The sequence below is a fragment of the Stenotrophomonas sp. NRRL B-14846 genome, from assembly GCF_050473585.1.
Taxonomy (GTDB): Bacteria; Pseudomonadota; Gammaproteobacteria; order Xanthomonadales; family Xanthomonadaceae; genus Stenotrophomonas.
The window spans coordinates 3784468-3807675 of the sequence record NZ_JBFLUN010000022.1 but is presented as its reverse complement, the minus strand read 5'-3'; the positions used below and the strand labels follow the sequence as shown (position 1 = coordinate 3807675).

The 23208-nt window shown below is 66.1% G+C and carries 19 protein-coding genes and 1 riboswitch; of the genes, 12 read left to right on the top strand and 7 right to left on the bottom strand.

The genetic code is table 11. The features are described 5' to 3' along the window. Positions 1-75 precede the first annotated feature (75 nt). Complete coding sequence (locus AB1281_RS19740; protein ID WP_430346767.1) at positions 76-2223, top strand: S46 family peptidase; 2148 nt, start codon at positions 76-78, stop codon at positions 2221-2223. Positions 2224-2386: 163 nt separating this feature from the next. Continuing rightward, complete coding sequence (locus AB1281_RS19735) at positions 2387-5833, top strand: hybrid sensor histidine kinase/response regulator (RefSeq protein ID WP_119006951.1); 3447 nt, start codon at positions 2387-2389, stop codon at positions 5831-5833. Positions 5834-5932: 99 nt separating this feature from the next. On the opposite strand, the gene AB1281_RS19730 is transcribed toward AB1281_RS19735, so the two are convergent. The 4 genes from AB1281_RS19730 to acs all read right to left on the bottom strand — a co-directional run bounded on the left by AB1281_RS19730 (position 5933) and on the right by acs (position 10202). Then, on the bottom strand, positions 5933-6508 hold the full coding sequence (locus AB1281_RS19730; protein WP_032957840.1) for a manganese efflux pump MntP family protein: 576 nt from the start codon (positions 6506-6508) through the stop codon (positions 5933-5935). An 88-nt stretch (positions 6509-6596) separates the two neighbouring features. After that, a riboswitch (yybP-ykoY riboswitch) is annotated at positions 6597-6686 on the bottom strand. A 245-nt stretch (positions 6687-6931) separates the two neighbouring features. Further along, positions 6932-7303 (bottom strand): hypothetical protein, encoded by a 372-nt coding sequence (locus tag AB1281_RS19725; RefSeq protein WP_430346766.1) that lies wholly within the window; start codon positions 7301-7303, stop codon positions 6932-6934. Positions 7304-7471: 168 nt separating this feature from the next. Beyond that, positions 7472-8137 carry a response regulator transcription factor gene (locus tag AB1281_RS19720; RefSeq protein ID WP_006477308.1) on the bottom strand — a complete coding sequence of 222 codons (666 nt, stop codon included), beginning with the start codon at positions 8135-8137 and terminating at the stop codon, positions 7472-7474. Between the two features lie 121 nt (positions 8138-8258). After that, positions 8259-10202 carry an acetate--CoA ligase gene (gene acs / locus AB1281_RS19715; protein WP_430346765.1) on the bottom strand — a complete coding sequence of 648 codons (1944 nt, stop codon included), beginning with the start codon at positions 10200-10202 and terminating at the stop codon, positions 8259-8261. Positions 10203-10447: 245 nt separating this feature from the next. Here acs and AB1281_RS19710 point away from each other — a divergent pair, with 245 nt between their 5' ends. Both AB1281_RS19710 and AB1281_RS19705 read left to right on the top strand, forming a co-directional pair. Continuing rightward, the gene (locus AB1281_RS19710) at positions 10448-11875 is read left to right on the top strand and encodes a DcaP family trimeric outer membrane transporter (protein WP_430346764.1); all 1428 of its coding nucleotides are present in this window, start codon (positions 10448-10450) and stop codon (positions 11873-11875) included. A 130-nt stretch (positions 11876-12005) separates the two neighbouring features. Beyond that, complete coding sequence (locus AB1281_RS19705; protein WP_049446920.1) at positions 12006-13670, top strand: MFS transporter; 1665 nt, start codon at positions 12006-12008, stop codon at positions 13668-13670. Here the strand turns inward: AB1281_RS19705 and AB1281_RS19700 are convergent. Both AB1281_RS19700 and AB1281_RS19695 read right to left on the bottom strand, forming a co-directional pair. After that, positions 13660-14484, bottom strand: a complete 825-nt coding sequence (locus AB1281_RS19700; protein WP_430346763.1) for a hypothetical protein — start codon at positions 14482-14484, stop codon at positions 13660-13662. The two genes, AB1281_RS19705 and AB1281_RS19700, sit on opposite strands and share 11 nt — an antisense overlap. Before the next feature lie 14 nt (positions 14485-14498). Continuing rightward, positions 14499-14939, bottom strand: coding sequence for a hypothetical protein (locus AB1281_RS19695; RefSeq protein WP_430346762.1), 441 nt, complete (start codon positions 14937-14939; stop codon positions 14499-14501). A gap of 635 nt (positions 14940-15574) precedes the next feature. Here AB1281_RS19695 and AB1281_RS19690 point away from each other — a divergent pair. The 4 genes from AB1281_RS19690 (at position 15575) to xth (ending at position 19568) form a co-directional block, all read left to right on the top strand. Beyond that, the gene (locus tag AB1281_RS19690; RefSeq protein ID WP_430346761.1) at positions 15575-16477 is read left to right on the top strand and encodes a hypothetical protein; all 903 of its coding nucleotides are present in this window, start codon (positions 15575-15577) and stop codon (positions 16475-16477) included. 82 nt (positions 16478-16559) lie between these two features. Beyond that, complete coding sequence (locus tag AB1281_RS19685) at positions 16560-17102, top strand: DUF3304 domain-containing protein (RefSeq protein ID WP_430346760.1); 543 nt, start codon at positions 16560-16562, stop codon at positions 17100-17102. Positions 17103-17227: 125 nt separating this feature from the next. Then, on the top strand, positions 17228-18637 hold the full coding sequence (locus tag AB1281_RS19680; protein WP_430346759.1) for a coniferyl aldehyde dehydrogenase: 1410 nt from the start codon (positions 17228-17230) through the stop codon (positions 18635-18637). Positions 18638-18800: 163 nt separating this feature from the next. After that, positions 18801-19568: an exodeoxyribonuclease III gene (gene xth / locus AB1281_RS19675; protein ID WP_430346758.1), complete on the top strand. Its 768-nt coding sequence runs from the start codon at positions 18801-18803 to the stop codon at positions 19566-19568. A gap of 72 nt (positions 19569-19640) precedes the next feature. On the opposite strand, the gene AB1281_RS19670 is transcribed toward xth, so the two are convergent. Continuing rightward, complete coding sequence (locus AB1281_RS19670; protein ID WP_005411656.1) at positions 19641-19892, bottom strand: GlsB/YeaQ/YmgE family stress response membrane protein; 252 nt, start codon at positions 19890-19892, stop codon at positions 19641-19643. A gap of 84 nt (positions 19893-19976) precedes the next feature. Here AB1281_RS19670 and AB1281_RS19665 point away from each other — a divergent pair, with 84 nt between their 5' ends. The 4 genes from AB1281_RS19665 (at position 19977) to AB1281_RS19650 (ending at position 23087) form a co-directional block, all read left to right on the top strand. Next, entirely contained in the window at positions 19977-20576 is a 600-nt protein-coding gene (locus AB1281_RS19665) for a 4'-phosphopantetheinyl transferase family protein (protein WP_014038974.1), read from the top strand. A gap of 39 nt (positions 20577-20615) precedes the next feature. Further along, positions 20616-21254, top strand: a complete 639-nt coding sequence (gene rsmG / locus AB1281_RS19660; protein ID WP_049442096.1) for a 16S rRNA (guanine(527)-N(7))-methyltransferase RsmG — start codon at positions 20616-20618, stop codon at positions 21252-21254. A gap of 112 nt (positions 21255-21366) precedes the next feature. Continuing rightward, on the top strand, positions 21367-22164 hold the full coding sequence (locus tag AB1281_RS19655) for a ParA family protein (protein ID WP_005411653.1): 798 nt from the start codon (positions 21367-21369) through the stop codon (positions 22162-22164). Then, positions 22164-23087, top strand: a complete 924-nt coding sequence (locus AB1281_RS19650; protein WP_008267278.1) for a ParB/RepB/Spo0J family partition protein — start codon at positions 22164-22166, stop codon at positions 23085-23087. The genes AB1281_RS19655 and AB1281_RS19650 overlap by 1 nt, the downstream gene beginning before the upstream one ends. The last annotated feature ends 121 nt before the right edge of the window (positions 23088-23208 follow it).

The window sequence follows — 23208 nt, the reverse complement described above, 5'->3', positions numbered from 1 at the left end:
CCTGACTATCGGGCGTTGCCCGACAGCGCCCCACGGGCTATGGTCCCGGGCTGTTCTGTCGTACCGGATTGCCTCATGTCACCACGCAAAGCCCTTCCCACCGCCCTGGCCCTGGGCCTGACCCTCGCCGCCGGTGCCCACGCCGATGAAGGCATGTGGATGCCGACCCAGTTGCCGGAACTGGCCAAACCGCTCCAGGCCGCAGGTTTCAAGGGCAATCCGGCCGACCTGGCCAACGTCACCGCGCCGCCGCTGAGCGCCGTGGTGCGTGCCGGTGGTGGCACCGGCTCGTTCGTGTCCGCCGACGGCCTGCTGCTGACCAACCACCACGTGGCGATGGGCGTGATCCAGTACAACAGCTCGCCCGAGCACGACCTGATCAACGGTGGCTTCATCGCCAGGGACCGCGCCGACGAGCGCCCGGCCAACCCGGACTTCCGTGTGCTGGTCACGGTCGGCTTCGACAAGGTGACCGACCAGGTGCTGGCGCAGGCGCGTGGCAAGACCGGCCGTGCCTACTTCGATGCCGTGGATGCGGCCAGCAAGCAGATCGTGGCCGAGTGCGAGAAGGACGGCAGCGTGCGCTGCTCGGTGGCCAACATGTACTACGGCACCGATTTCTATCGCATCGCCCAGCTGGAGCTGAGCGACGTGCGCCTGGTGTACGCGCCGCCGCGTGCGATCGGCAATTACGGCGATGAGATCGACAACTTCATGTGGCCGCGCCACACCGGCGACTTCACCCTGCTGCGCGCCTATGTCGGCAAGGACGGCAAGCCGGCCGCCTACAGCAAGGACAACGTGCCCTACCAGGCACCGGCGCACCTGCAGATGTCGGTGGAAGGCCCGAAGGAAGGCGACTACGCGATGCTGGCTGGTTACCCGGGCATCACCTACCGCCACCGTACTGCGGCCGAATTCGCTGGCCAGATCGATACCGTGCTGCCGCGCCGCGTGTCGGTGTTCCAGCAGATGATCGACACCATCGAGGCGGCCAGCGCCAAGGATGCGCAGGCGCGTACCCGCTACGCCTCGCAGCTGCAGTCGCTGAAGAACAACCGCAAGCGCGCCGCCGGTGAGCTGGAAGGCCTGCTGCGCAGCGACGCCAAGGCCCAGCGTGCCGCCGACGAGACGGCGATGCTGGCTGCCACCGACCGCAAGTACCAGGGCGACATCAAGGCGCTGCTGACCAACCTGTCGCAGGGCGCGGCGGTGGGCGAGCGCGACCTGCTGCTGGAGCAGATGGCCGCGCAGAGCCAGCTGCTGCGCTCGGCGCTGCTGCTGGAACGCCTGCGCATCGAATCGGCCAAGCCGGACGCACAGCGCGAGAGCGGCTACCAGCAGCGCGACCAGGCGATGATCGAAGGCGTGCTCAAGCAGGTCCAGCGCCGCTACGCGCCGGAAGTCGAGAAGGCTCTGCTGACCACCCTGCTGACCCGCTACCAGCAGCTGCCGGACGCGCAGCGCGTGGCCGAGTTCGACGCCGCCTTCGGCCGTACCCCGCAGCAGCTGGCAGCGGCGCTGGATTCCCTGTACGCCGGCACCCAGCTGGGCGAGGAGGCACAGCGCCTGTCCCGTTTCGCTGCGGCCCGCGAAGGCAAGGCACTGGCCGCCGATCCGCTGATCGCCGTGGCCGGCCCGCTGGTGGCCGCGCAGCTGCGCATCGAGAACGAGAGCAAGACCCGCGAAGGCGAGCAGCTGCGTCTGCGCCCGGCCTACATGCAGGCGCTGTTCGCCTGGCGTGCCAAGCAGGGCCGTGCGGTGTACCCGGATGCCAACCGCACCCTGCGCATCAGCTACGGCAAGGTCGAAGCGCTGCATCCGCGCGACGGCGTGACCTACTCGCCGGTGACCACCGTGGCCGGCATCGTCGAGAAGAACACCAACGCCTATCCGTTCGATGCCCCCAAGCCGCTGCTGGCCGCGATCGCCAAGGGTGACTTCGGTAGCACCGCCGACCCGGCGCTGAAGACCCAGACGGTCAACTTCCTGACCAACCTGGATACCACCGGCGGCAACTCCGGCTCGCCGGTGCTCAACGCCAAGGGCGAACTGATCGGCCTGAACTTCGACAGCAACTGGGAGTCGGTCAGCGCCAGCTGGTGGTTCGACCCGCGCTACAAGCGCGCCGTGCACGTGGACATGCGTTACCTGCGCTGGCTGCTGGCCAAGGTCTACCCGGCACCGGAACTGCTGAAGGAAATGGGCGTGCCGGCCCAGTAACGCCGGCTCCTGGTGGGCGCCCACCGTTGGTGGGCACGGAGGCTTCCGTCACGACCAACGGTCGTGACCCACCGTCATGCCACCCTTGCGCCCCTCCGTCGTGACCTACCATCACGACCAACGGTCGTGATCTACTGGCCCCTGTCCTGACGGAAACGCACGCGTGGTCTCCAGCTGGATCCTGCTGCTGGTCTCGGTTGCCTATGCCGCGCTGCTGTTCGGCGTGGCGTGGTGGGGTGACCGTCGGCCGATGTACCCCGACCGGCCGTGGCTGCGGCCGGTGGTCTACAGCCTGGCGCTGGCCGTGTACTGCTCGTCGTGGACGTTCTACGGCGCGGTCGGCACCGCCGTGCGCAACGGCGTGGGCTACCTGCCGATCTATATCGGTCCGTTGCTGCTGCTGCTGTTCGGCTGGCGCATCATCGAGCGCCTGGCGCTGATCGCGCGCAGCCAGAACGTGGTCTCCATCGCCGACTTCATCTCTTCGCGCTTCGGCCGCTCGCGGCGGCTGGCGGCGCTGGTGGCGATCATCGCGCTGATCGGCATCATTCCGTACCTCGCCCTGCAGTACAAAGCGGTGGCGATGAGCCTGCAGGTGCTGACCGGCAACACCGGCCCGACCGGCTTCTTCACCGATCCCGCGCTGTACGTGGCGCTGCTGATGGCATTGTTCGCCACCCTGTTCGGTACCCGCCAGGTCGATGCCACCGAGCACCATCACGGCATGATGCTGGCGATCGCCTTCGAATCGGTGATCAAGCTGCTGGCGATGCTGGCCGTGGGCGTGTTCGCCTACCTGTGGCTGAGCAACCGCACCGACGCGGTGGTCGAGTCGGTGCATACGCTGTTCACCGGCCTGCCGCCGGTGGGTTTCATCTCGCAGACCCTGCTCAGTTTCCTCGCCATCATCTGCCTGCCGCGCCAGTTCCACGTGGCCGTGGTCGAGTGCGGTGACGTGCGCGATGTGCGCCGCGCGCGCTGGATGTTCGGCGGCTACCTGGTGCTGATCTCGGGCATGGTGCTGCCGATCGCCACCGCCGGCGTGACCCTGTTCGGCACCGGTGGCAGCGTCGCCGACGATTCGATGGTACTGGCCCTGCCGCTGGCCGAGGGCCGCAACGCGCTGGCGCTGATCGCCTATGTGGGCGGCTTCTCGGCGGCCACCGGCATGGTCATCGTGTCTTCGATCGCGCTGGCCACCATGGTCAGCAACGACCTGGTGATGCCGGTGCTGCTGCGCCGTAGCGGTGACCACCAGGAGGCCGCCGACGTCGCCTCGCGCGTGCTGTGGATCCGCCGCCTGGCGATCCTGCTGCTGGCGTTGATGGCTTACAGCTACTACCGCACCAGCAGCAACGACAGCACGCTGGCCTCGTATGGCCTGATGGCGTTCGCAGCGGTGGCGCAGTTCGCGCCCGGCCTGATCGGCGGCCTGTACTGGCGCGGTGCCAGCCGGCGTGGCGTCGAGACGGGCATGCTGCTTGGCTTCGCCACCTGGCTGTACACCTTGCTGCTGCCGGCGATGACCATGGCCGGCTGGGTCGATGCCGCCTGGGTGCAGCACGGCCCGTTCGGCATCGAGTGGCTGCGGCCGCAGCAGTTGTTCGGCATGACCGGCTGGGATCCGCTGACCCACGGCACGTTCTGGTCGCTGCTGGTCAATGCGGCGACGATGATGCTGGTGTCCGCGCGCTGGCGGCCCGGTGTCGACGAGCGGCTGCGTGCCGCACCGTTCCTCGACCCGTATGCAGAGCGCCCGTCGGTGGCCGGTGGCTGGCCGGGTCACGTGCACGTGGGTGACCTGCTGGCGCTGGCCTCGCGGGTGGTCGGTGAACGCCACGCACGGCGCTCGTTCTTCGAGCAGGCGCAGTCGCTGGGGCGTGAGCTGCAATCCTCGGCGCCTGCGGACCGGCCGTGGGTGCAGTTCACCGAGCGCCTGCTGGCCGCGTCGATCGGTGCGGCATCGGCACGCCTGCTGCTGACCAGCCTGCTGCGCGGCTCGGGCATGGACCTGGGTGAAGTGGTGGCGGTGCTGGACGAAGCGGGACAGGAACTGCGCTTCAACCGCGAGATCCTGTCGACCACGCTGGAGAACATCAGTGCCGGGGTCAGCGTGGTCGACCCGGACATGCGCCTGACCGCGTGGAACCGCCGCTACCAGGATATGTTCGGCTACCCCGACGGCATGCTCTACGTGGGCCGCCCGGTGGCCGACCTGATCCGCTACAACGCCGAGCGTGGCGAGCTGGGCGAGGGCGATATCGAAGTGCAGATCAACCGCCGCATCGGCTACATGCGCGCCGGTTCACCGCACGTGTTCGAGCGCACCCGCAGCGACGGCAAGGTGATCGAGATGCGTGGCCAGGCGCTGCCCGGTGGTGGCTACGTGACCAGCTACAACGACATCACCGATTACAAGCACGCGGAAAAAGCGCTGCTGGAAGCCAACGAGACGCTGGAACAGCGCGTGGCCGAGCGCTCGCATGAGGCTGAGGTCGCGCAGCAGTCGAAGACCCGCTTCCTGGCGGCGATCAGCCATGACGTGCTGCAGCCGCTGAACGCAGCGCGCCTGTTCGCCTCGGCACTGCGCGACAGTGATCACGTGAGTGACGAGCAGAAGCATCTGGCCGAGCGCGTGGACGCGTCGCTGCGCGCGGCCGAAGAACTGCTCGATGGCCTGCTGGATGTATCGCGTCTGGATGCCGGCGGCCTGCACCCTGTGATCGGCGAGTTCGACGTGAGTGCGCTGATGCGCGAACTGGCCGCCCAGTACACCCCGGTCGCCGCCGGCCGTGGCCTGCGCCTGGACCTGTTCGCACGCCCGGCATGGGTACGCAGTGACCGCCGCCTGCTGCGCCGCGTGCTGCAGAACTTCCTGGCCAATGCGCTGCGTTACACCCGCCAGGGCCGCATCGTGCTGGCCGTGCGCCAGCGCGGCGACGAAGTGGAGCTGCAGGTGTGGGATACCGGGCCCGGCATTCCCGAGCACCACATGCGGCAGATCTTCGACGAATTCCACCGCTACCAGCAGCCGTTCGACTGGGGCGAGCAGGGCCTGGGCCTGGGCCTGTCGATCTGCCAGCGCATCTCGCGCCTGCTTGACCATCGCCTCAATGCGCGCAGCCGGGTTGGCAAGGGCTCGATGTTCTCGATCATCCTGCCGCGGGTGGCGCCGCTGCCGGGCTATACCGAACTGGCCACTCCGGTACCGGCCGTGGCCGCACCCGTACGCAGCGATTCGCTGGCCGGCCTGCGCGTGCTGTGCGTGGACAACGACGAGGAGATCCTCGACGGCATGCGCGCACTGCTCGGCCGTTGGCAGGTACAGGTGATCACCGCCGCCACCGTCGACCAGGCGCTGGAGAAGATCGCCGAACGCCCGCAGGTGATGCTGGTGGATTATCACCTGCACGACCGCATGGATGGCCTGGACGCGCTGGTGGCGCTGCGCGAGGCGGCCGGTTACCCGCTGCCGGGCGCACTGCTGACCGCCGATGGCCGCGATGAGCTGAAGCGGATGGCGCGCGAACGGGGTTACCGCGTGCTGACCAAGCCGATCAAGCCGGCCTCGCTGCGCGCCTTCCTGGGCGCGCTGCGCGACGCGCAGTAGCGCCGGCCGCCCGGCAGTAGATCCACGCCATGCGTGGATGTGACGTCTGGTAGTGCCGGCCGCTGGCCGGCAACCACGCAATCGCCCGCTCTCGGCGTTTTACCCCACGCCGTGCAGGTGCTCGTACAGGATCGTCGCACCGATGATCACCAGGATCACGCCACCGATGATCTCGGCGCGCTTGCCGACCATGCTGCCCAGCACGCGGCCGAGCATGATGCCGACGGTGACCATGGTCAGCGTGCACAGGCCGATCACCGCAGCCATCACGCCGATATGCACGTCCATGAAGGCCAGGCCGATGCCCACCGCCATCGCGTCGATGCTGGTGGCGAAACCGGTCAGCGCCAGCTTCCAGAAGCCGTGGTGCTGCGAGGGATCCTCGTCGTCCTCGGCACTGTCCGGGCGCAGGCCGTTGTAGATCATGTGGATGCCCAGTGCGCCGAGCAGGCCGAAGGCGATCCAGTGGTCGAAGGCTTCGACGTACTGCAGGGCGGCACGGCCGAGCAGCCAGCCGATGATGGGCGTGATCGCTTCGATGACGCCGAAGATGATGCCTGCACGCAGTGCATCGCGGAACACCGGCTTGCGCATGGCCGCACCCTTGCCGATTGCAGCGGCGAAGGCATCGGTGGACATGGCAAAGCCGATCAGGAGGATCGAAATGGGGGACATGGGCGGCGGCTGAGGTCGGGCTAGGACGGACGCACGGCCTGCGCTCGCGCCCAACCTGACGTTGCGCGCGCGGGCCGCTGGTCTCGCCAACCATCATGGTTGTCCACGCCACGGCGCACTGGCCGAGTATGTTGACGTGGACGATTCCTGCGAAGGAATCCGGCTACTCCCCAAGGGGACGCGAAGCTTAGCATCGCGATCCGCGCGTGGCGCATTTCCAGCGAAACGCGCAGGCAGGGCTGGTTTGTATAGCGATGGCTATATCGAGAGCGCAGCGGTGCCTGGTAGTGCCGGCCGCTGGCCGGCAGGTGCAACGTCAAAAGCGTGCCAAGCAAGCTTGGCACCTACCGGAGCAGTGCCTGATGGTGCTGGGCCATGCCTGGAGGCCTGGGACCATCCGGGCAGCGTTCGCGAACGAAGCGATCAACGTGCGGATACTTTCGATTCTGCTGTGGGCAGGGTGAGGGGTTGCTCATCGGCTGGGCGGGTCGTCGAACTGATCTGGAACTGACACCAGTCACCCATGATCTGCAGATTCGCAACCCGCTGCGGATCGTCCTCCCCGCTGGGCCCCACTGCACGAATGCGCAATGCAGCGATGCTTCTCTCGAGATCGTCGACATGGGTGAACAACTGCTCATTGGCTGCATATTCAAGATCGGCGAAGAGCCGCTGGTACCTTGAATAGCCGAGATCGGGCATGAACCTGCCACTCACGCGCCAGGATTCATATCGGAAGCGCTGGACTACACCAATCTTCAAGCCGTCGGTATCGATCAGTGTCCAGGTGTCCATCGTTCCGGGCGGGAAGTTGGAACTTCCAGCTTGAGACCGAATCCATCATCCCGCCAGAGCTGATTGCGTCATCGGCGGGGCTGGGCAAAAGTGCCAAGCAAGCTTGGCACCAACCGAAGCGGTTTGAGGCGGTCTCGGGCCAATGCCGGCCAGCGGCCGGCACTACCTTCAGTCTTCTTCCGGCGGCAGCACGATGGCGTCGTCGTCGATGGCCAGCTTGCCGGCCATCAGCACGGCCTGGGTGCGGTTGGTCACGCCCAGCTTGCGCAGGATGGCGGTGACGTGGGCCTTGATCGTCGCTTCGGAGACGTTGAGGTCGTAGGCGATCTGCTTGTTCAAGCGCCCAGCGCCGAGCATCTGCAAGACGCGGAACTGTTGCGGGGTCAGCTCACGCAGGCGCTGGCCGACTTCGCGTTCCTCGCTACCGGTGGGCGGCACGTTGTGCGCTTCCGGCGGTGCCCAGGTCTCGCCATCGAGGATGGTCCCCAGTGCATGGCCGATGGTGTCCGAGTCGGCCGACTTGGGTATGAAGCCCAGCGCGCCGTGGTCGAGCGCGCGGCGCATCACTGTGGCCTCTTCGCGCGCGGATACCACCACCACCGGCAGGTGCGGGTGCAGCGAGCGCATGTGCACCAGGGCGTTGAAACCCTGCGCACCAGGCATGTTGAGGTCCATCAGGACCAGGTCGGCGTCGTTGTGCTGATCGGCTAGTGCGTACAGCGCTTCCACGCTGTCGGCCTCGAACAGCTGCACGCCGGGGATGACCCGCTGCACCGCCCCACGCAGGGCTTCGCGGAACAGCGGGTGGTCATCGGCAATCAGGAGGGTGGTCATGGGTCGAGCTTATCGATCAGGAAAAGGAGCGACGTGATGGCAGGTGCAGGACGGGTCGGACACGGCCGGGTCCCTCCTCCCGGCCACGTCCCTGGCGCGTCCTGCGCCTGCAGTCACGCCATCAGCGCACCTTGCGCTCGTCCACCAGCGACGCCACCACCGACGGGTCGGCCAGGGTCGAGGTGTCGCCGAGCTGGTCCGGCGCGTTCTCGGCGATCTTGCGCAGGATGCGGCGCATGATCTTGCCCGAGCGGGTCTTCGGCAGGCCCGGCGCCCACTGCAGGTGGTCCGGCGTGGCGATCGGGCCGATCTCCTTGCGTACCCAGGCGACCAGTTCCTTCTGCAGCTCGTCGCTCGGAGCCTCTTCGGCCACCAGGGTGACGTAGGCGTAGATGCCCTGGCCCTTCACGTCGTGCGGGAAGCCGACCACGGCCGCTTCGGCCACCTTCGGGTGCGAGACCAGCGCGCTTTCCACTTCGGCGGTGCCGATGCGGTGGCCGGACACGTTGATCACATCGTCGACGCGGCCGGTGATCCAGTAGTAGCCGTCCTCGTCGCGGCGGCAACCGTCACCGGTGAAATAGCTGCCCGGGTAGGTGCGGAAATAGGTATCGATGAAACGCTGGTGGTCGCCGTACACCGTGCGCATCTGGCCCGGCCAGGAATCGCGGATGATCAGGTTGCCCTCGGTCGGGCCGTCCTGGATCTCGCCATCGGCATTGACCAGCGCCGGCTGCACGCCGAAGAAGGGCAGGGTGGCCGAGCCCGGCTTGAGGTCCATCGCGCCGGCCAGCGGCGAGATCAGGATGCCGCCGGTTTCGGTCTGCCACCAGGTATCGACGATCGGGCAACGGCTGTCGCCGACCACTTCGTAGTACCAGCGCCAGGCTTCCGGGTTGATCGGTTCGCCGACGCTGCCGAGCAGGCGCAGCGACGCGCGCGAGGTCTTCTTCACCGGCTCCTCGCCTTCGCGCATCAGTGCACGGATGGCGGTCGGGGCGGTGTAGAAAATGCTCACCTTGTGCTTGTCGATGACGTTCCAGAACCGCGAGGTGTCCGGGTAGTTCGGCACGCCTTCGAACATCAGCGAGGTCGCGCCGTTGGCCAGCGGCCCGTACACGATGTAGCTGTGGCCGGTGACCCAGCCGACGTCGGCGGTGCACCAGTAGATGTCGTCCTCGCGCAGGTCGAACACCGCTTCATGGGTGTAGGCCGCGTACAGCAGGTAGCCGCCGGTGGTGTGCAGCACGCCCTTCGGCTTGCCGGTGGAACCGGAGGTGTAGAGGATGAACAGCGGGTCTTCCGCGTTCATGCGTTCCGGCTCGCAGGTGGCCGGCTGGCTGTCCACCACATCGTGGAACCAGCGGTCGCGCGGCGCCTGCATGTCGACCGCGCCGCCGGTGTGGCGCACCACCAGCACGGTTTCCACGGTGTTGGTGCCGGGCAGCTTCAGCGCGGCATCGACGTTGGCCTTCAGCGGAATCCTGCGGCCACCGCGCAGGCCTTCGTCGGCGGTGATGATCAGCTTGCTCTGGCAGTCGCTGACGCGGTCGGCGATCGAGTTCGGCGCGAAGCCACCGAACACCACCGAGTGGATCGCACCGATGCGCGCGCAGGCCAGCATGGCCACGGCGGCGTCGACGATCATCGGCAGGTAGATGGTGACGCGGTCGCCCTTCTTGACGCCGAGGTTGCGCAGCGCATTGCCGAGGCGGCAGGTGCGCTCGTACAGCTCGCGATAGGTCACGTGCTGGGCCGGAGCATCCGGGCCATCCGGCTCGAACAGCAGGGCGGTCTTGTCGCCGCGCGTCTCGAGCTGGCGGTCCAGGCAGTTCACGCTGGCATTGAGCTCGCCATCCTCGAACCACTTGATGTGGAAATCGGACAGGTCGTAGCTGACGTTCTTGATCTTCGTCGGCTTGCGCATCCATTGCAGGCGCTCGGCGGCCTTGCCCCAGAAACCATCCGGGTCGGTCACCGAAGCCTGGTACTGCTGTTCGTACGACGTCTTGTCGATGCGTGCCTTGGCGGCGAACTGCGGATCGACGGGGTAGATATCAGCCATGGCACCCTCACTTGCACGTTGACTTTGTGTGTGCGGTCGCAGCATTGCGGCGACCGATCCCCCTCAGTTTGCCCCATCCACCCCCGGCCGCGTCACCACTCTGGTTAGACCATGGTCGAAAGTGAGCGCCCAGCAGGGCCGGGTTCGACCAATGGCGAATAGCCGCTGTGCGTGAACGCCCCGCAGTCTCGGCTCGACCGTGCCCCACGCGCGGCATCACCTTGCCACTTGGGAGAGAGGGCAACATGAGCCACCGTACGTTGAAAGCCGTGCGCAAACCTTTGGCGGCCTGCCTGTTGGTCGCCCTGGTCGCACCGGGCATGGCGTTCGCAGAGACCGCCAAAGAGAAGGCACTGGAAGCACGCGTTGCCGAACTGGAACGCCAGGTCCAGCTGCTGCTGTCTTCGCAGCAACAACAACAGACCCAGATCAGCCAGACCCAGCAGGCGGTGACCGAAGTCCGCACGGTGCAGGCCGAGCAGAAGCCGCTCGCCTCGGTGCCGGCGGGCAAGCAGCCGATCCAGGTCACCACCATCACCCCGGGCGCCGCGCCGGGCACCACGGTCAAGATCGGCGGCTTCATCAAGGCCGATTTCCTCGCCACCCAGACCAGCGATGGCCAGCTGGCCGACGACGCCACCGGCCGCTCGCTGTACCTGCCGGGCCAGACCCCGGTGGAAGGCGCCGGCGGCAGCGGCAAGCGTTCGGGTACCGACTTCAACGCCCACGCCAAGTTCTCGCGCTTCAACCTGGGCATCGACAATGTGAGCGAATCGGGCAACAAGGCCGGTGCGTTCTTCGAGATGGACTTCTTCGGCAACTCGCTGGGCAACCAGACCGCCACCAACACCTATGGCGTGACCCTGCGCCACGCCTACATGTACTGGAACAACTGGCTGGCCGGCCAGACCTGGTCCAACTTCATGGACGCGGCCGCACTGCCCGAAGCGGTCGACTTCGTCGGCCCCACCGACGGCGTGATCTTCGTGCGCCAGGCCCAGGTGCGCTACACCCAGGGCGGCTTCAGCGTCGCGCTGGAAAACCCGGAAACCACCACCCTTACCGGTACCCGCAACCCGGTCACCGGCGCCTGGACCAACACCAGCGCCAACTCCGATCGTGGCAGCCTGCCTGATCTGACGATGCGTTACGGCTGGAAAGGCGACTGGGGCACCTTCGGTGTCGGCGGCATCGTCCGTCAGCTGAAGGTCGACAACCAGGCCACCGGCGCCAAGGCCGACAAGGTGGCTGGCGGCCTGACCCTGGGCGGCAAGTGGGTGATGGGTGACAGCGATTCGCTGCACTACCAGCTGACCGGCGGCGAAGGCATCGCCCGCTACATCGGCCTGGGCATCACCGCCGACAGCGCCTACGACGTGGCCCGCGACGAGCTCAACCCGACCGGCGTGCTTGCCGGCTACGTGGGCTGGCGGCATGCGTTCTCGCCGAAGCTGCGCACCAACCTGATCTACGCGCGCAGCGACTACGACAACGACAGCATCCTCGGCCCTCTGGTGACCAAGAGCGTGCAGAGCATCCGCGGCAACATCTTCTATTCGCCGCTGCCCAAGGTCGATATCGGTGCCGAGCTGATGTATGGCCGTCGCGAAGTGGAGAACGGAAACAAGGGTGACATCACCCGATTGCAGTTCACCACCAAGTACAGCTTCTAAGAGCGTGCCGGCCAGCGGCCGGCACCTACCGAATTGAGTGCCGATCAAGGTCGGCATCTACCGAATTGAGTGCCGACCAACGGTCGGCACCCACCGATCCAGGTCGGCATCTACAAAGGGAAAACGTCCCATGTCCAGCACTGCATCAAGCCCGCACAATGCGGCGGGCACCCTGACCAAGGGCCACAAGAAAGTCATCTTCGCCTCGAGCCTCGGCACGGTGTTCGAGTGGTATGACTTCTTCCTGTACGGCTCGCTCGCCGCCATCATCGCCAAGCAGTTCTTCAGTGGCGTCAATGAAACCACGGGCATGATCTTCGCCCTGCTGGCGTTCGCCGCCGGCTTCTTCGTGCGTCCGTTCGGCGCGGCCTTCTTCGGCAGCCTCGGCGACCGCATCGGCCGCAAGTACACCTTCCTGGTCACCATCCTGATCATGGGCATCTCGACCTTCCTGGTCGGCGTGCTGCCCAACTACGCCTCGATCGGTTTCGCCGCTCCGGTGATCCTGATCATCCTGCGCCTGGCCCAGGGCCTGGCGATGGGCGGCGAGTACGGCGGTGCCGCCACCTACGTGGCCGAGCATGCGCCGGACGACAAGCGCGGCCTGTACACCAGCTTCATCCAGTGCACGGCCACGCTCGGCCTGTTCATGTCGCTGCTGATCATCCTGGCCTGCCGCTACTTCCTCGGCAACGAAGCCTTCGAAGCCTGGGGCTGGCGCATTCCGTTCCTGGTCTCGATCCTGCTGCTGGGCGTGTCGGTGTGGATCCGTCTGCAGCTGAGCGAATCGCCGCTGTTCCAGCAGATGAAGTCCGAGGGCAAGGGTTCCAAGACGCCGTTCCGTGACAGCCTGAAGGGCGGCAACCTGAAGCTGATGCTGCTGGTTCTGCTGGGTGCCGCAGCCGGCCAGGCGGTGGTCTGGTACGGCGGCCAGTTCTACGCGCTGTTCTTCCTCAGCAGCATGCTGAAGGTCGATGCCACCACCTCCTACCTGCTGATCGCGGCCGCGCTGGCACTGGGCGTGCCGTTCTTCATCTTCTTCGGCTGGCTGTCCGACCGCATCGGCCGCAAGAAGATCATCCTGGCCGGCTGCCTGCTGGCGGCTGTTACCTACATCCCGATCTTCAAGGGCCTGACCCACTTCGCCAACCCGGCCATCGAAGAAGCCCGCAGCAGCTCGCCGGCCCTGGTCGTGGCCGATCCGAACACCTGCTCGTTCCAGTTCGATCCGGTCGGCCTGCGCAAGTTCACCAGCTCCTGCGACGTGGCTACCGCCGCGCTGACCAAGGCCGGTGTGCCGTACGACGTGCAGCCCGCCGCCGCCGGTTCGCTGGCGATGGTGAACGTGGGCAGCGCCAGCGTCACCTCGTATGAGGCCGCCGGCCTGACCAAGGAAGACGGCAAGGCCAAGGCCGATGCGTTCGGTGCGGAACTGAAGACCGCCCTGACCACCGCCGGTTATCCGGCCAAGGCGGATGGCGCCCGCATCAACATCGCCGGCACCATCTTCATGCTGTGGCTGCTGGTGCTGTACGTGACCATGGTCTACGGCCCGATCGCCGCCTACCTGGTTGAACTGTTCCCGACCCGCATCCGCTACACCTCGATGTCGCTGCCGTACCACATCGGCAACGGCTGGTTCGGTGGCTTCCTGCCGGCGATCTCGTTCGCGCTGGTGGCCGGTACCGGCAACCTCTACTACGGCCTGTGGTACCCGATCATCATCGCGTTGATGTCGGTGGTGATCGGCGGCCTGTTCCTGCGCGAGACCAAGGACGTGGATATCACCAAGTAACCGGCGTGCCGACCAACGGTCGGCACCCACCGGGTTTCAGGGGCCGCGGTGCAGACCGCGGCCCTTTTGTTTCCCTGTTTTTGGGGTCAGATCCCTTTCGCATGCGAAAGGGCTCCGACCCCGACCGCAGGACGTGCTGCTCCGAGCATCCATCGCTCAGCTCAAGCTGTCGCCTTGAAAACGCTTCGATGCAGAACCGACGCTGCGCGCTCTCATCGCCTGCCTGGCGGATCTGCCTGCGCAACTGGTCGGCTCCCGGGCAACGCGCAGCGCGAGCGACAACGAGGTTGCATACAGGAACAAATGGGAGGTGCACCTGATTGCGAGGGATGTTTAGCCTCTTGTTCCAGGCTTCGAACGGAAAGAGCAAGTGCAACAGCCCGTCCACCGCTTCATTTTTGCGTGGCCGCGTGAGGGCGACATCCGGTGCATCCTTGAGCAATGTGACATAGGCATCCAGAAATCGACCGCCCCGACTATCGTGCTCTGCTGGTGTCTCTGCCCGCCGCAGGATCGCGTAGTAGGGAAAGAGGCGCTCTGCATCAGGTGCGCTGCAGGTGACGTCACGTGGCAGCGATCGCGCGTCATCGGGCTCTGTTGGCTTGCATGAGATGCGGTTCAGTCGCTCCTCCAATGCAGCCAGCACCGGATCGATGGTGACGCCAGAGGTGGGCTCGCCGTCCAGCTCGCCCACAAGCGACGCCAGGCTGTCGCCCGCCATCGGAATGTACTCTCGCTCTGCATCCAGCGCGAAATGGGCATGGGGCGGCGGCGGTGCAGTCGACGCCGCAGACAGAGACAGTACTGCGGCCATCGCTAGAGCCACCATCATCGATTGCACACCAGATCGCCAATGGAATCAGGCTGCAGGGCGATGGAGCACCACCTGACCGCCTTACGTCCCCTTCGTGAGGGAATGAATTCGACTTCTACACTCAGACGGTCATTGTGGAAACCGAGTGTCTTGAAGTCGACCAATGCGAAGTCGCGATCAAATCGCGCTTTGCCGAGCGAGCAGATGAATTTCTCGCGATGGGCTTTGCCTGGATGACCGAGTCTAAAGGACTGAACTGTCAGGCATGGATCATCGGCGATTACGAGATACCTGAAGTAGCGCTCTTTTACAATTTCTCCATCGGCCTTCGTGACTTTTGGGTAGTCGATTTGCCGCTCCCTGGCATTGACGGGGCTGCTCGACAGGGATGACGCTGCGTAAATAACAAGCCAAGGCGTGGTCAGTAGTAGACGCTTCCATACTCGCGTGAGCATTCCAGATCTCCGATAGACCCATTTCCGATTTCAATTGAACAAGGTCTCACTTCATGGCCGCTACCGCGAAGTTTGATGAATTCGATCTCCAGTGATAGTCGGTCTGGCTCAAAGTCGACCCTCCACACGTCGACAAACGCGAAGTCACGGTGAAAATGCATCTCCCCAAGCGAACAGATTGTCTTCTGGCGAACCAGTCCTTCCATGTTCGCGGCTTTGAAAATCTGAACCGTGATGCAAGGCGAGTCCCCGCTAAGCATGATGTAACGTACCCAGTGGCCCGTCATTCTTTGGACGCCAGCCATACGAACCTTCTCGTAGTCAATAGGTGGGGCTGAGGCTCCGGCAGAGAAGACGATCAGCATCAAGCCAGCTAGAACTGCGGCTATTCCTCGCATTACACCCTGCTCTTCAGCGCGTCAGACGCATACATTGGTGGAAATGGAGCCGCTCGGCCATGAAAGAAGTACGAATTTGCACATCTTCCCATCGCTCTGGAGCGAGATGACGTGATTGGCGAGGAGTGGGAGGGCGCTCCTGGTCGAATCCGACAATCTGTGGCGCGTATGGCTCGAATCCGGGCAATGCGTCCACGCGCCAACTAGCATGAAGAAGCCATCCAACCAGAGCAGATCATGTTCGGCCTTCTTCTAGTTGCAGTGTCCGTCGTGGCGGCGGCATCACCGGCGACGCCCGCGAAGCGTGCAGCAGCCGACAAGGTGACTGGCGTGCGAGAAGGCATGGAGTACACACAGGTACGCAGGCTGCTGCTTGACGCAGGGTGGGTCCCGCTGGACGGAGAGTACCTGCGGCCTTGGCCGGCTTATCCGGACTATCCGGAGGTCAATTGTGGCACCGGGTGGCAAGCAACCTGCTCCGCATTCTTCTTTCGCGGTGACTATTACTTCGGGGTGGGACTGAACCCCCAGGAGTGCCGACGCCATCTGCCCGTGGAGTGGACGTGGAGGTCGCGTGATCCGGCCGGGTTGGCACGCGACCACCGTGTTGTGAAAGCGCTCATCAGCGAGACGCGCCAAGGCAGCGTGCAGATCGAGGAAAGGTCACCGGTGATCAAAGCAGCGTGCGGAACGAACAAGGTCTGGCTGTCCTGGAACAACGCAGTACCAAACGCAACATTGGTGACCTGCGACTACGGCGGTACGGCGCATGACAATTGGGGGTGGCTGGTCGAGACCGGATTGGAAGACGATGAGACGCAGGTGCGCCGTTTCTCTCTGGGCAAGGTGTCCAGCGTCGCGGAATTCAAGCGGTTGGGCGCACAGGTGCCGGATGCTTTCAGCTCGCATCCCTGGTGCTCAGGCGCCAAGCCGAAGGTGCCGTTGAATGCGGTATTTGCAACGTTGGTGAAGACGCCCAGCCAGCCAGCGTGGAGACGCGCCGTACTGCTTCATGCCCCACTTCTTCACAGGAAACACAGGTACTCCTTTGCGGAAGTTTCCGGCGACGGACGAAGTATTGCTGGACGTTCCGTGGGCAGAGGTCGGTCTGCTCGCGAGGGAGATCGAGATGCTGCGTGACTGGAGGCGGGAGTTTGCGCCTGAGTAGGGCATTGGTGCCCTCCGACAAGAAATGAGGGCTATACATCATGGAGTTTCAGTGATGCTTGTTTTGAAGCGTGTGCTGCTTGCATTTCTTGCTGGCCCACCTCTGCTCTCATCTGCCTACGCTGTGGATGCCAGTGCGATCTATGGCGTCAACCACACCCATTGGGCGATCAACCGGCTCAGTGTCGATGGCCGTTCAGCCGTTGACATCATTGGCCCGTATCAAGGCGGGGGTGGAGCCTGCTGCTACGGCGCACCAGAACACTGGCATCCCGGCCTGACGGTGCGGGTTGACTGGGAAACGGGTGCCGGAAGCACAATTGACTTTCCTGGATTTGGAGATCGGCTGAAGTTTGAGGCTTGGAGAGAAAAAATCCTCGCGCAGAAGCGCAGGCACAGCAAAGTCGTCCCCGTCCCGGATTACACCGACCAAGACGTCTGCGGCATCACCGTACATTTCCTGCCCTGTGATGACATTCAGGTCACCACCTCCTGTTATGCCTACGGCAGCCCCGAGTACCCGATCAAGATCCCGCTTGAGTTGCCAGAGCCGCAGTCATGCCCGGCAGAGCGCACCGACCAGCAGAAGGCCCGGTGATGGACGCGTTCATTGGGAATGGGTGCACGCATGCACGTTGGTGGCGAAGTTCCCGAATGAGGCCACGCGCCACGGCGTGAAGGTTGGCATGCGAGCCAAGCACGGCTCGACTCTACAATCGGCCCATGACCACCATCGCCCCAGCCGACCTCCCCGCCATCCTGCACACCCTGCGCAGCGCCTGGCAGTCGCAGCGGCCCACGCTCGACCAGCGCGAAGCTGACCTGCGCCGCCTGCGCGAGGCGCTGAAGCCGCGTCTGGACGAAATGGCCGAGGCCATCGCCGAGGACTTCGGCCACCGCGCCCACACCGAATCGAAGCTGGCCGATGGCATGAGCGTGCTGTCGGCCATCGACCACCTGCGCCGCCATCTGCGGCACTGGTCGAAGCCGCAGCGGGTGGGCGCCGGTTGGCGATTGTGGCCAGCGCGCGCGCAACTGCGGCCGACGCCACTGGGGGTGGTCGGGGTGATCTCCCCCTGGAACTACCCGGTCACGCTGGCATTGGTGCCGCTGGCCACCGCCATCGCCGCCGGCAACCACGTACTGCTGAAGCCCTCCGAACACACGCCGCGCACCAGCGCGTTCCTGGCCGATCTGCTGGCCAGCGTGTTCCCGCCCGATCGGGTGGCGGTGGTGCAGGGTGGGGCGGACGTGGCCGCGGCGGTGTCGTCGTTGCCGCTGGACCATCTGCTGTTCACCGGCTCGACGGCCGTTGGCCGCAAGGTGATGGCCGCGGCCGCCGAGCATCTGGTGCCGGTCACGCTGGAACTGGGCGGCAAGTCGCCGGCCATCGTCTGCCGCGATTTCCCGCTGGACAAGGCTGCCGCACGGCTGGCCACCGGCAAGTGGTTCAACGCCGGGCAGACCTGCATCGCGCCGGATTACGTGCTGATCGACACCGCGCGCCAGCGTGAGTTCGTGCAGGCGCTGCAGCAGCAGGTACGCGAGCGCTACGGCGACTTCAGCGATGCCGACGATTACACGCGCATCATCAATGAAGGCCAGTACCGGCGCCTGCAGGGCTATCTGGCGCAGGCGCGCGAACGTGGCGTGCCGGTGATTCCGTTGGCGCAGGTGGATGAGGCGCGCGCCGACCGCGAGCGCCTGCTGGTGCCGACCGTGGTGCTGGACCCGCCGGACGACCTGGACCTGATGCGCGAGGAGATCTTCGGGCCGATTCTGCCCGTGCGCGCCTACCCGGACCTGGACGGCGCGCTGGCCGATGTGCTGTCCCGCGACCGGCCGCTGGCGCTGTATCCCTTCAGCCATGACCGGGCCACGGTCGAGCGCATCCTCGGCCAGGTGGTGGCCGGTGGGGTGACGGTCAACGACACGCTGCTGCACTTCGCTGCCGACGGGCTGCCGTTCGGCGGCGTGGGCGCCAGCGGCATGGGCGCGTACCACGGCCGGGCCGGGTTCGATGCGATGAGCAAGCGGCTGCCGGTGCTGTGGCAGTCGCGCTGGGCAGCCAGCGACCGGCTGCGACCGCCGTATTCGAAGATTGCGGGGTTGTTGAAGTTCCTCTTGCGGTAGTGCCGGCCGCTGGCCGGCAACTGCAGGGTCTTGCCGACGGTTCATGGGGTTGCCGGCCAGCGGCCGGCACTACCGGTGGGTGCCAACCTTGGTTGGCACGCGTGGGCCCGAAGCGCCGACCAGGGGCGGCCTCTACCCAGGCACACCCGGGTAGAATGCCCCCATGAAGATCGCCTCGTGGAACGTCAATTCGCTCAATGTCCGCCTGCCGCACCTGGAGCAGTGGCTCAAGGAGTTCGGCCCGGACATCGTCGGTATCCAGGAAACCAAGCTGGAGGACCACAAGTTCCCCGATTCGGCGCTGATCGGCGCGGGCTACCGCAGCGTGTTCGCCGGCCAGAAGACCTACAACGGCGTGGCGCTGCTGTCGCGTGAGCCGGCGCAGGACGTGCAGATCGGTATTCCCGGCTTCGAGGACGAGCAGAAGCGCGCCATCGCCGGCACCTTCGGCGACCTGCGGGTGATCAACCTGTACGTGGTCAACGGCCAGGACATCGGCACCGACAAGTACGAGTACAAGCTGCGCTGGCTGGAGGCGGTGCATGCCTGGATCGCCGAAGAACTGCAGCGGCACCCGAAGCTGATCGTGATGGGCGATTTCAACATCGCCCCGGACGCGCGCGATGTGCACGACCCGGAGGTGTGGAACGAGAACCACATCCTGACCTCCACCGCCGAGCGCGGCGCGCTCAACAAGCTGCTGCAGCTGGGCCTGCACGATGGCTTCCGCCTGCACAATGACGAGGCCGGTGTGTTCAGCTGGTGGGATTACCGTGCGGCCGGCTTCCGCCGCAACCTGGGCCTGCGCATCGACCTGACCCTGATCTCTGACGCGCTGAAGGGCAGTGCGGTGGCCTCGGGCATCGACCGCGAGCCGCGTACCTGGGAACGGCCGAGCGATCACGCGCCGGCATGGGTGCAGTTGGGTTGAACGAACAGGGCCCGACGATTGCCGGGCCCGTTCTGAAACATCTGCCGGCCAGCGGCCGGCACTACCCTCAGATCACCGTATGCTCTTGCGGGTGAACAGGTTGACGATCGCCAGCAGGATCACCGCACCGATCAGCGAGAACAGGAAGGTGCGGATGGTGATCGCTTCGTTGATGCCGCCGCCGAACAGCCAGCCGGAAATCAGCGCGCCGACGATGCCGACCACGATGTTGAGGATGATGCCCTGCTGGGCATCGCGCTTCATGATGATGCTGGCCAGCCAGCCTACGATGCCGCCGACGATCAGCCAGATGATGATGCCCATGATCGAACCTCCGGTGGGGAACTGTGACCAGTTGACGCGCATGGCCGTGAACCCGTCGTGGAATTGCGTGACGGGCGCGTGCGGATGAGCCTGCCAGCCACCCTCGACGGCCCGTGGCGCTTCGGCCCGGTGACGGTCTGGCGGCGCCCGCACGTGCCGGGCCACCGCGGCGAACCGCAGGCGCGGCAGGTGCTGGCGCAGGCGCTGGGCGCCGACCCGGAGACGCTGCCACTGGTCCGTGATGACAAGGGCCGGCCAGAGCTGAGCGGTGCGCTGGCCCACTACGGCACCGGCTGGAGCCACAGCGGCGAGGTGCTGCTGGTGGCGCTGGGCGAGGGTGTGCGGCTGGGCGTGGACCTGGAGCTGCTGCGGCCGCGGGCCCGCCTGCTGGAGATCGTGCAGCGTTTCTTCCACCCCGAGGAGGTGGCCTGGCTGGAAAGCCTGGACGAGGCCGGGCGCGAGCACTGGTTCTTCCGCGTGTGGTGCGCCAAGGAAGCGATGCTGAAGGCGCACGGGCAGGGCATCTCGTTCGGCCTGCACCGCCTGCAGCTGGCGCCGGGGGCCGATGGCGCCCTGCACCTGCGCTGGTGCGACCCGGAACTGGGCGAGGCCGCGCGCTGGCACCTGCACGAATGGCAGGCCACCGGCCAGTTCCGTGCGGCATTGGCCTGGTATCCACACTGAAGCGGGGAATCAGCGCGCAAAACCGGCGATAATGGCGGCATGAGCGAACACCCACTTCCCGCCAGCGTGTCTGCCACGCTGGAACAGGGCCTGGCCAGCATGGGCCTGGACGCCGCGTTGGCGCCGCCGCTGCTGCGCTACCTGGCCCTGCTGCACCGCTGGAACGGCACCTATAACCTCACCGCCATCCGCGATCCGCAGGAGATGGTCACCCGCCACCTGCTCGATTCGCTGGCGATGCAGCCGTTCGTGGCCGATGGCAGCCTGGCCGACCTCGGCACCGGCCCCGGGTTGCCCGGCATCCCGCTGGCGATCGCCTGCCCGGGCCTGCAGGTCACCCTGGTGGAGAGCAACGGCAAGAAGGCGCGCTTCATGCGCGAGGCCGTGCGCCAGCTCGGCCTGGGCAACGCCCGCGTGGCCGAATCGCGCGCCGAGGCGCTGGACGAGGCCGGCCGCTACGACCAGCTGACCGCGCGCGCGATGGATACCCTGGCCGGCATCGTCCGCGTCGGTGGCCACCTGCTGCGCCCCGGTGGCGTGCTGCTGGCCATGAAGGGCGTCTACCCGCATGAAGAGATCGCGGAGCTGCCGGACGGCTGGCAGGTGCGCGAGGTGACCCCGCTGAGCGTGCCCGGCCTGGCCGGCGAACGCCACCTGGTCACTGTTACAGGCCCCTGATTCCCGCCGCCAGCCCCTTGTGGAACAACGGGTTGGCGATTCACGATTTCCGCAAGGGGCCGGTTGTACGCATAATGACCGGTCCCAGCACACGTCGACGAGGCACACCCGCATGGCCCGCATCATCGCCATCGCCAACCAGAAGGGTGGCGTCGGCAAGACCACGACCGCCGTCAACCTGGCCGCTTCCCTGGCCAACGCACCCAAGCGCGTGCTGTTGGTCGACCTGGATTCGCAGGGCAACGCGACCATGGGTAGTGGCGTGGACAAACGAGAGCTGGCCGCCTCCACCTGTGACCTGCTGCTCGGCGAGAACAGCGCCGCCGATGTGCGCGTGCAGACTGCCGAGGGCTACGACCTGCTGCCCGGCAACATCGACCTGACCGCCGCCGAGATCCAGCTGATGGGCCAGAGCGAGCGCGAGCAGCGCCTGAAGCGCGCGCTGGCGCCGATCCGCGACGAGTACGACTACATCCTGATCGACTGCCCGCCGGCGCTGTCGCTGCTGACGCTCAACGCGCTGGCCGCCGCCGACTCGGTGATCGTGCCGATGCAGTGCGAGTACTACGCGCTGGAAGGCCTGAGCGCGCTGGTGGAAACCATCGAGGCGCTGCGCACCAGCCTGAACCCGGCGCTGGAGATCGAAGGCGTGCTGCGCACCATGTTCGATGTGCGCAACAACCTGGCCAACGCGGTCTCGGCCGAGCTCACCGAGCACTTCGGCGACCGCGTGTTCCGCACCATCGTGCCGCGCAACGTGCGCCTGGCCGAGGCGCCCAGCCATGGCCAGAGCATCGTCGGCTACGACCGCGCCTCGCGCGGTGGCGTGGCCTACCTGGGCCTGGCCGGCGAGATCATCCGCCGCAACAACGAACGCAACAAGGCCGCCAAGGCCGTGGAGACCGTCTGATGACCAGCAGCAAGCCGGCAGCCAAGAAGCGAGGCCTCGGCCGTGGCCTGGATGCCCTGCTGGGTCCCAAGGGGGCGGTCAGCCAGGTGCAGGCCACCACCGCGGTGATCGAACCGCTGCCGGGTGAAGTGCTGCGCAAGCTGGCCGTGGGCCAGCTGCAGCCGGGCAAGTACCAGCCGCGCCGCGAGATGGACGAGGGCAAGCTGTCCGAGTTGGCCGACTCGATCAAGTCGCAGGGCGTGATCCAGCCGATCCTGGTGCGCCAGCTGCCGGCGGGCAACTACGAAATCGTCGCCGGTGAACGCCGCTGGCGCGCATCGCAGCTGGCCGGCCTGGACGAAGTGCCGGTGGTGGTGCGCGAGCTGGAAGACCGCACCGTCATCGCGATGGCGCTGATCGAGAACATCCAGCGCGAAGACCTCAACCCGCTCGAAGAAGCCGAGGCGCTGCAGCGCCTGATCAGCGAGTTCACCCTGACCCATGCCGAGGCCGCCGAGGCCGTCGGCCGCTCGCGCGCGGCGGTGTCCAACCTGCTGCGCCTGCTGGAGCTGCCGGTGGCGATCCGCCTGCTGCTGGAAACCCGCCGCCTGGAAATGGGCCACGCCCGCGCGCTGCTGACCCTGGCCCCCGAGCTGGCCGGCAAGCTGGCGCAGGAAGCGGCCGATGAAGGCTGGTCGGTGCGCGAGGTCGAGCGTCGTGCGCAGGCCTTTGCGGCCGGCAAGGTGCCGAGCAACCGCCCGGTGGCGACGCCGAAGGTGCAGCAGGCCGACATCGCCTCGCTGGAAACCGAGCTGTCCGAAGCCCTGGGGGCCAAGGTGGCGATCAACCATGGTCGCGGCGGCAAGGGCAAGCTGATCATCCACTACACCGACCTGGATACCCTGGACGGCGTGCTGGAAAAGCTGCGTACGCGCCAGGGCTGAGCCCAGCGCAGTGACCGGGGGCGCGGCCCGTTCCTGCCGTGTCCCGCAAATGACAGGGAACGTACCGCCGCGCGCGCCGTGGGATGTACTGCCTTCCGGCCCGTGGCCTCATCCAGGGAGC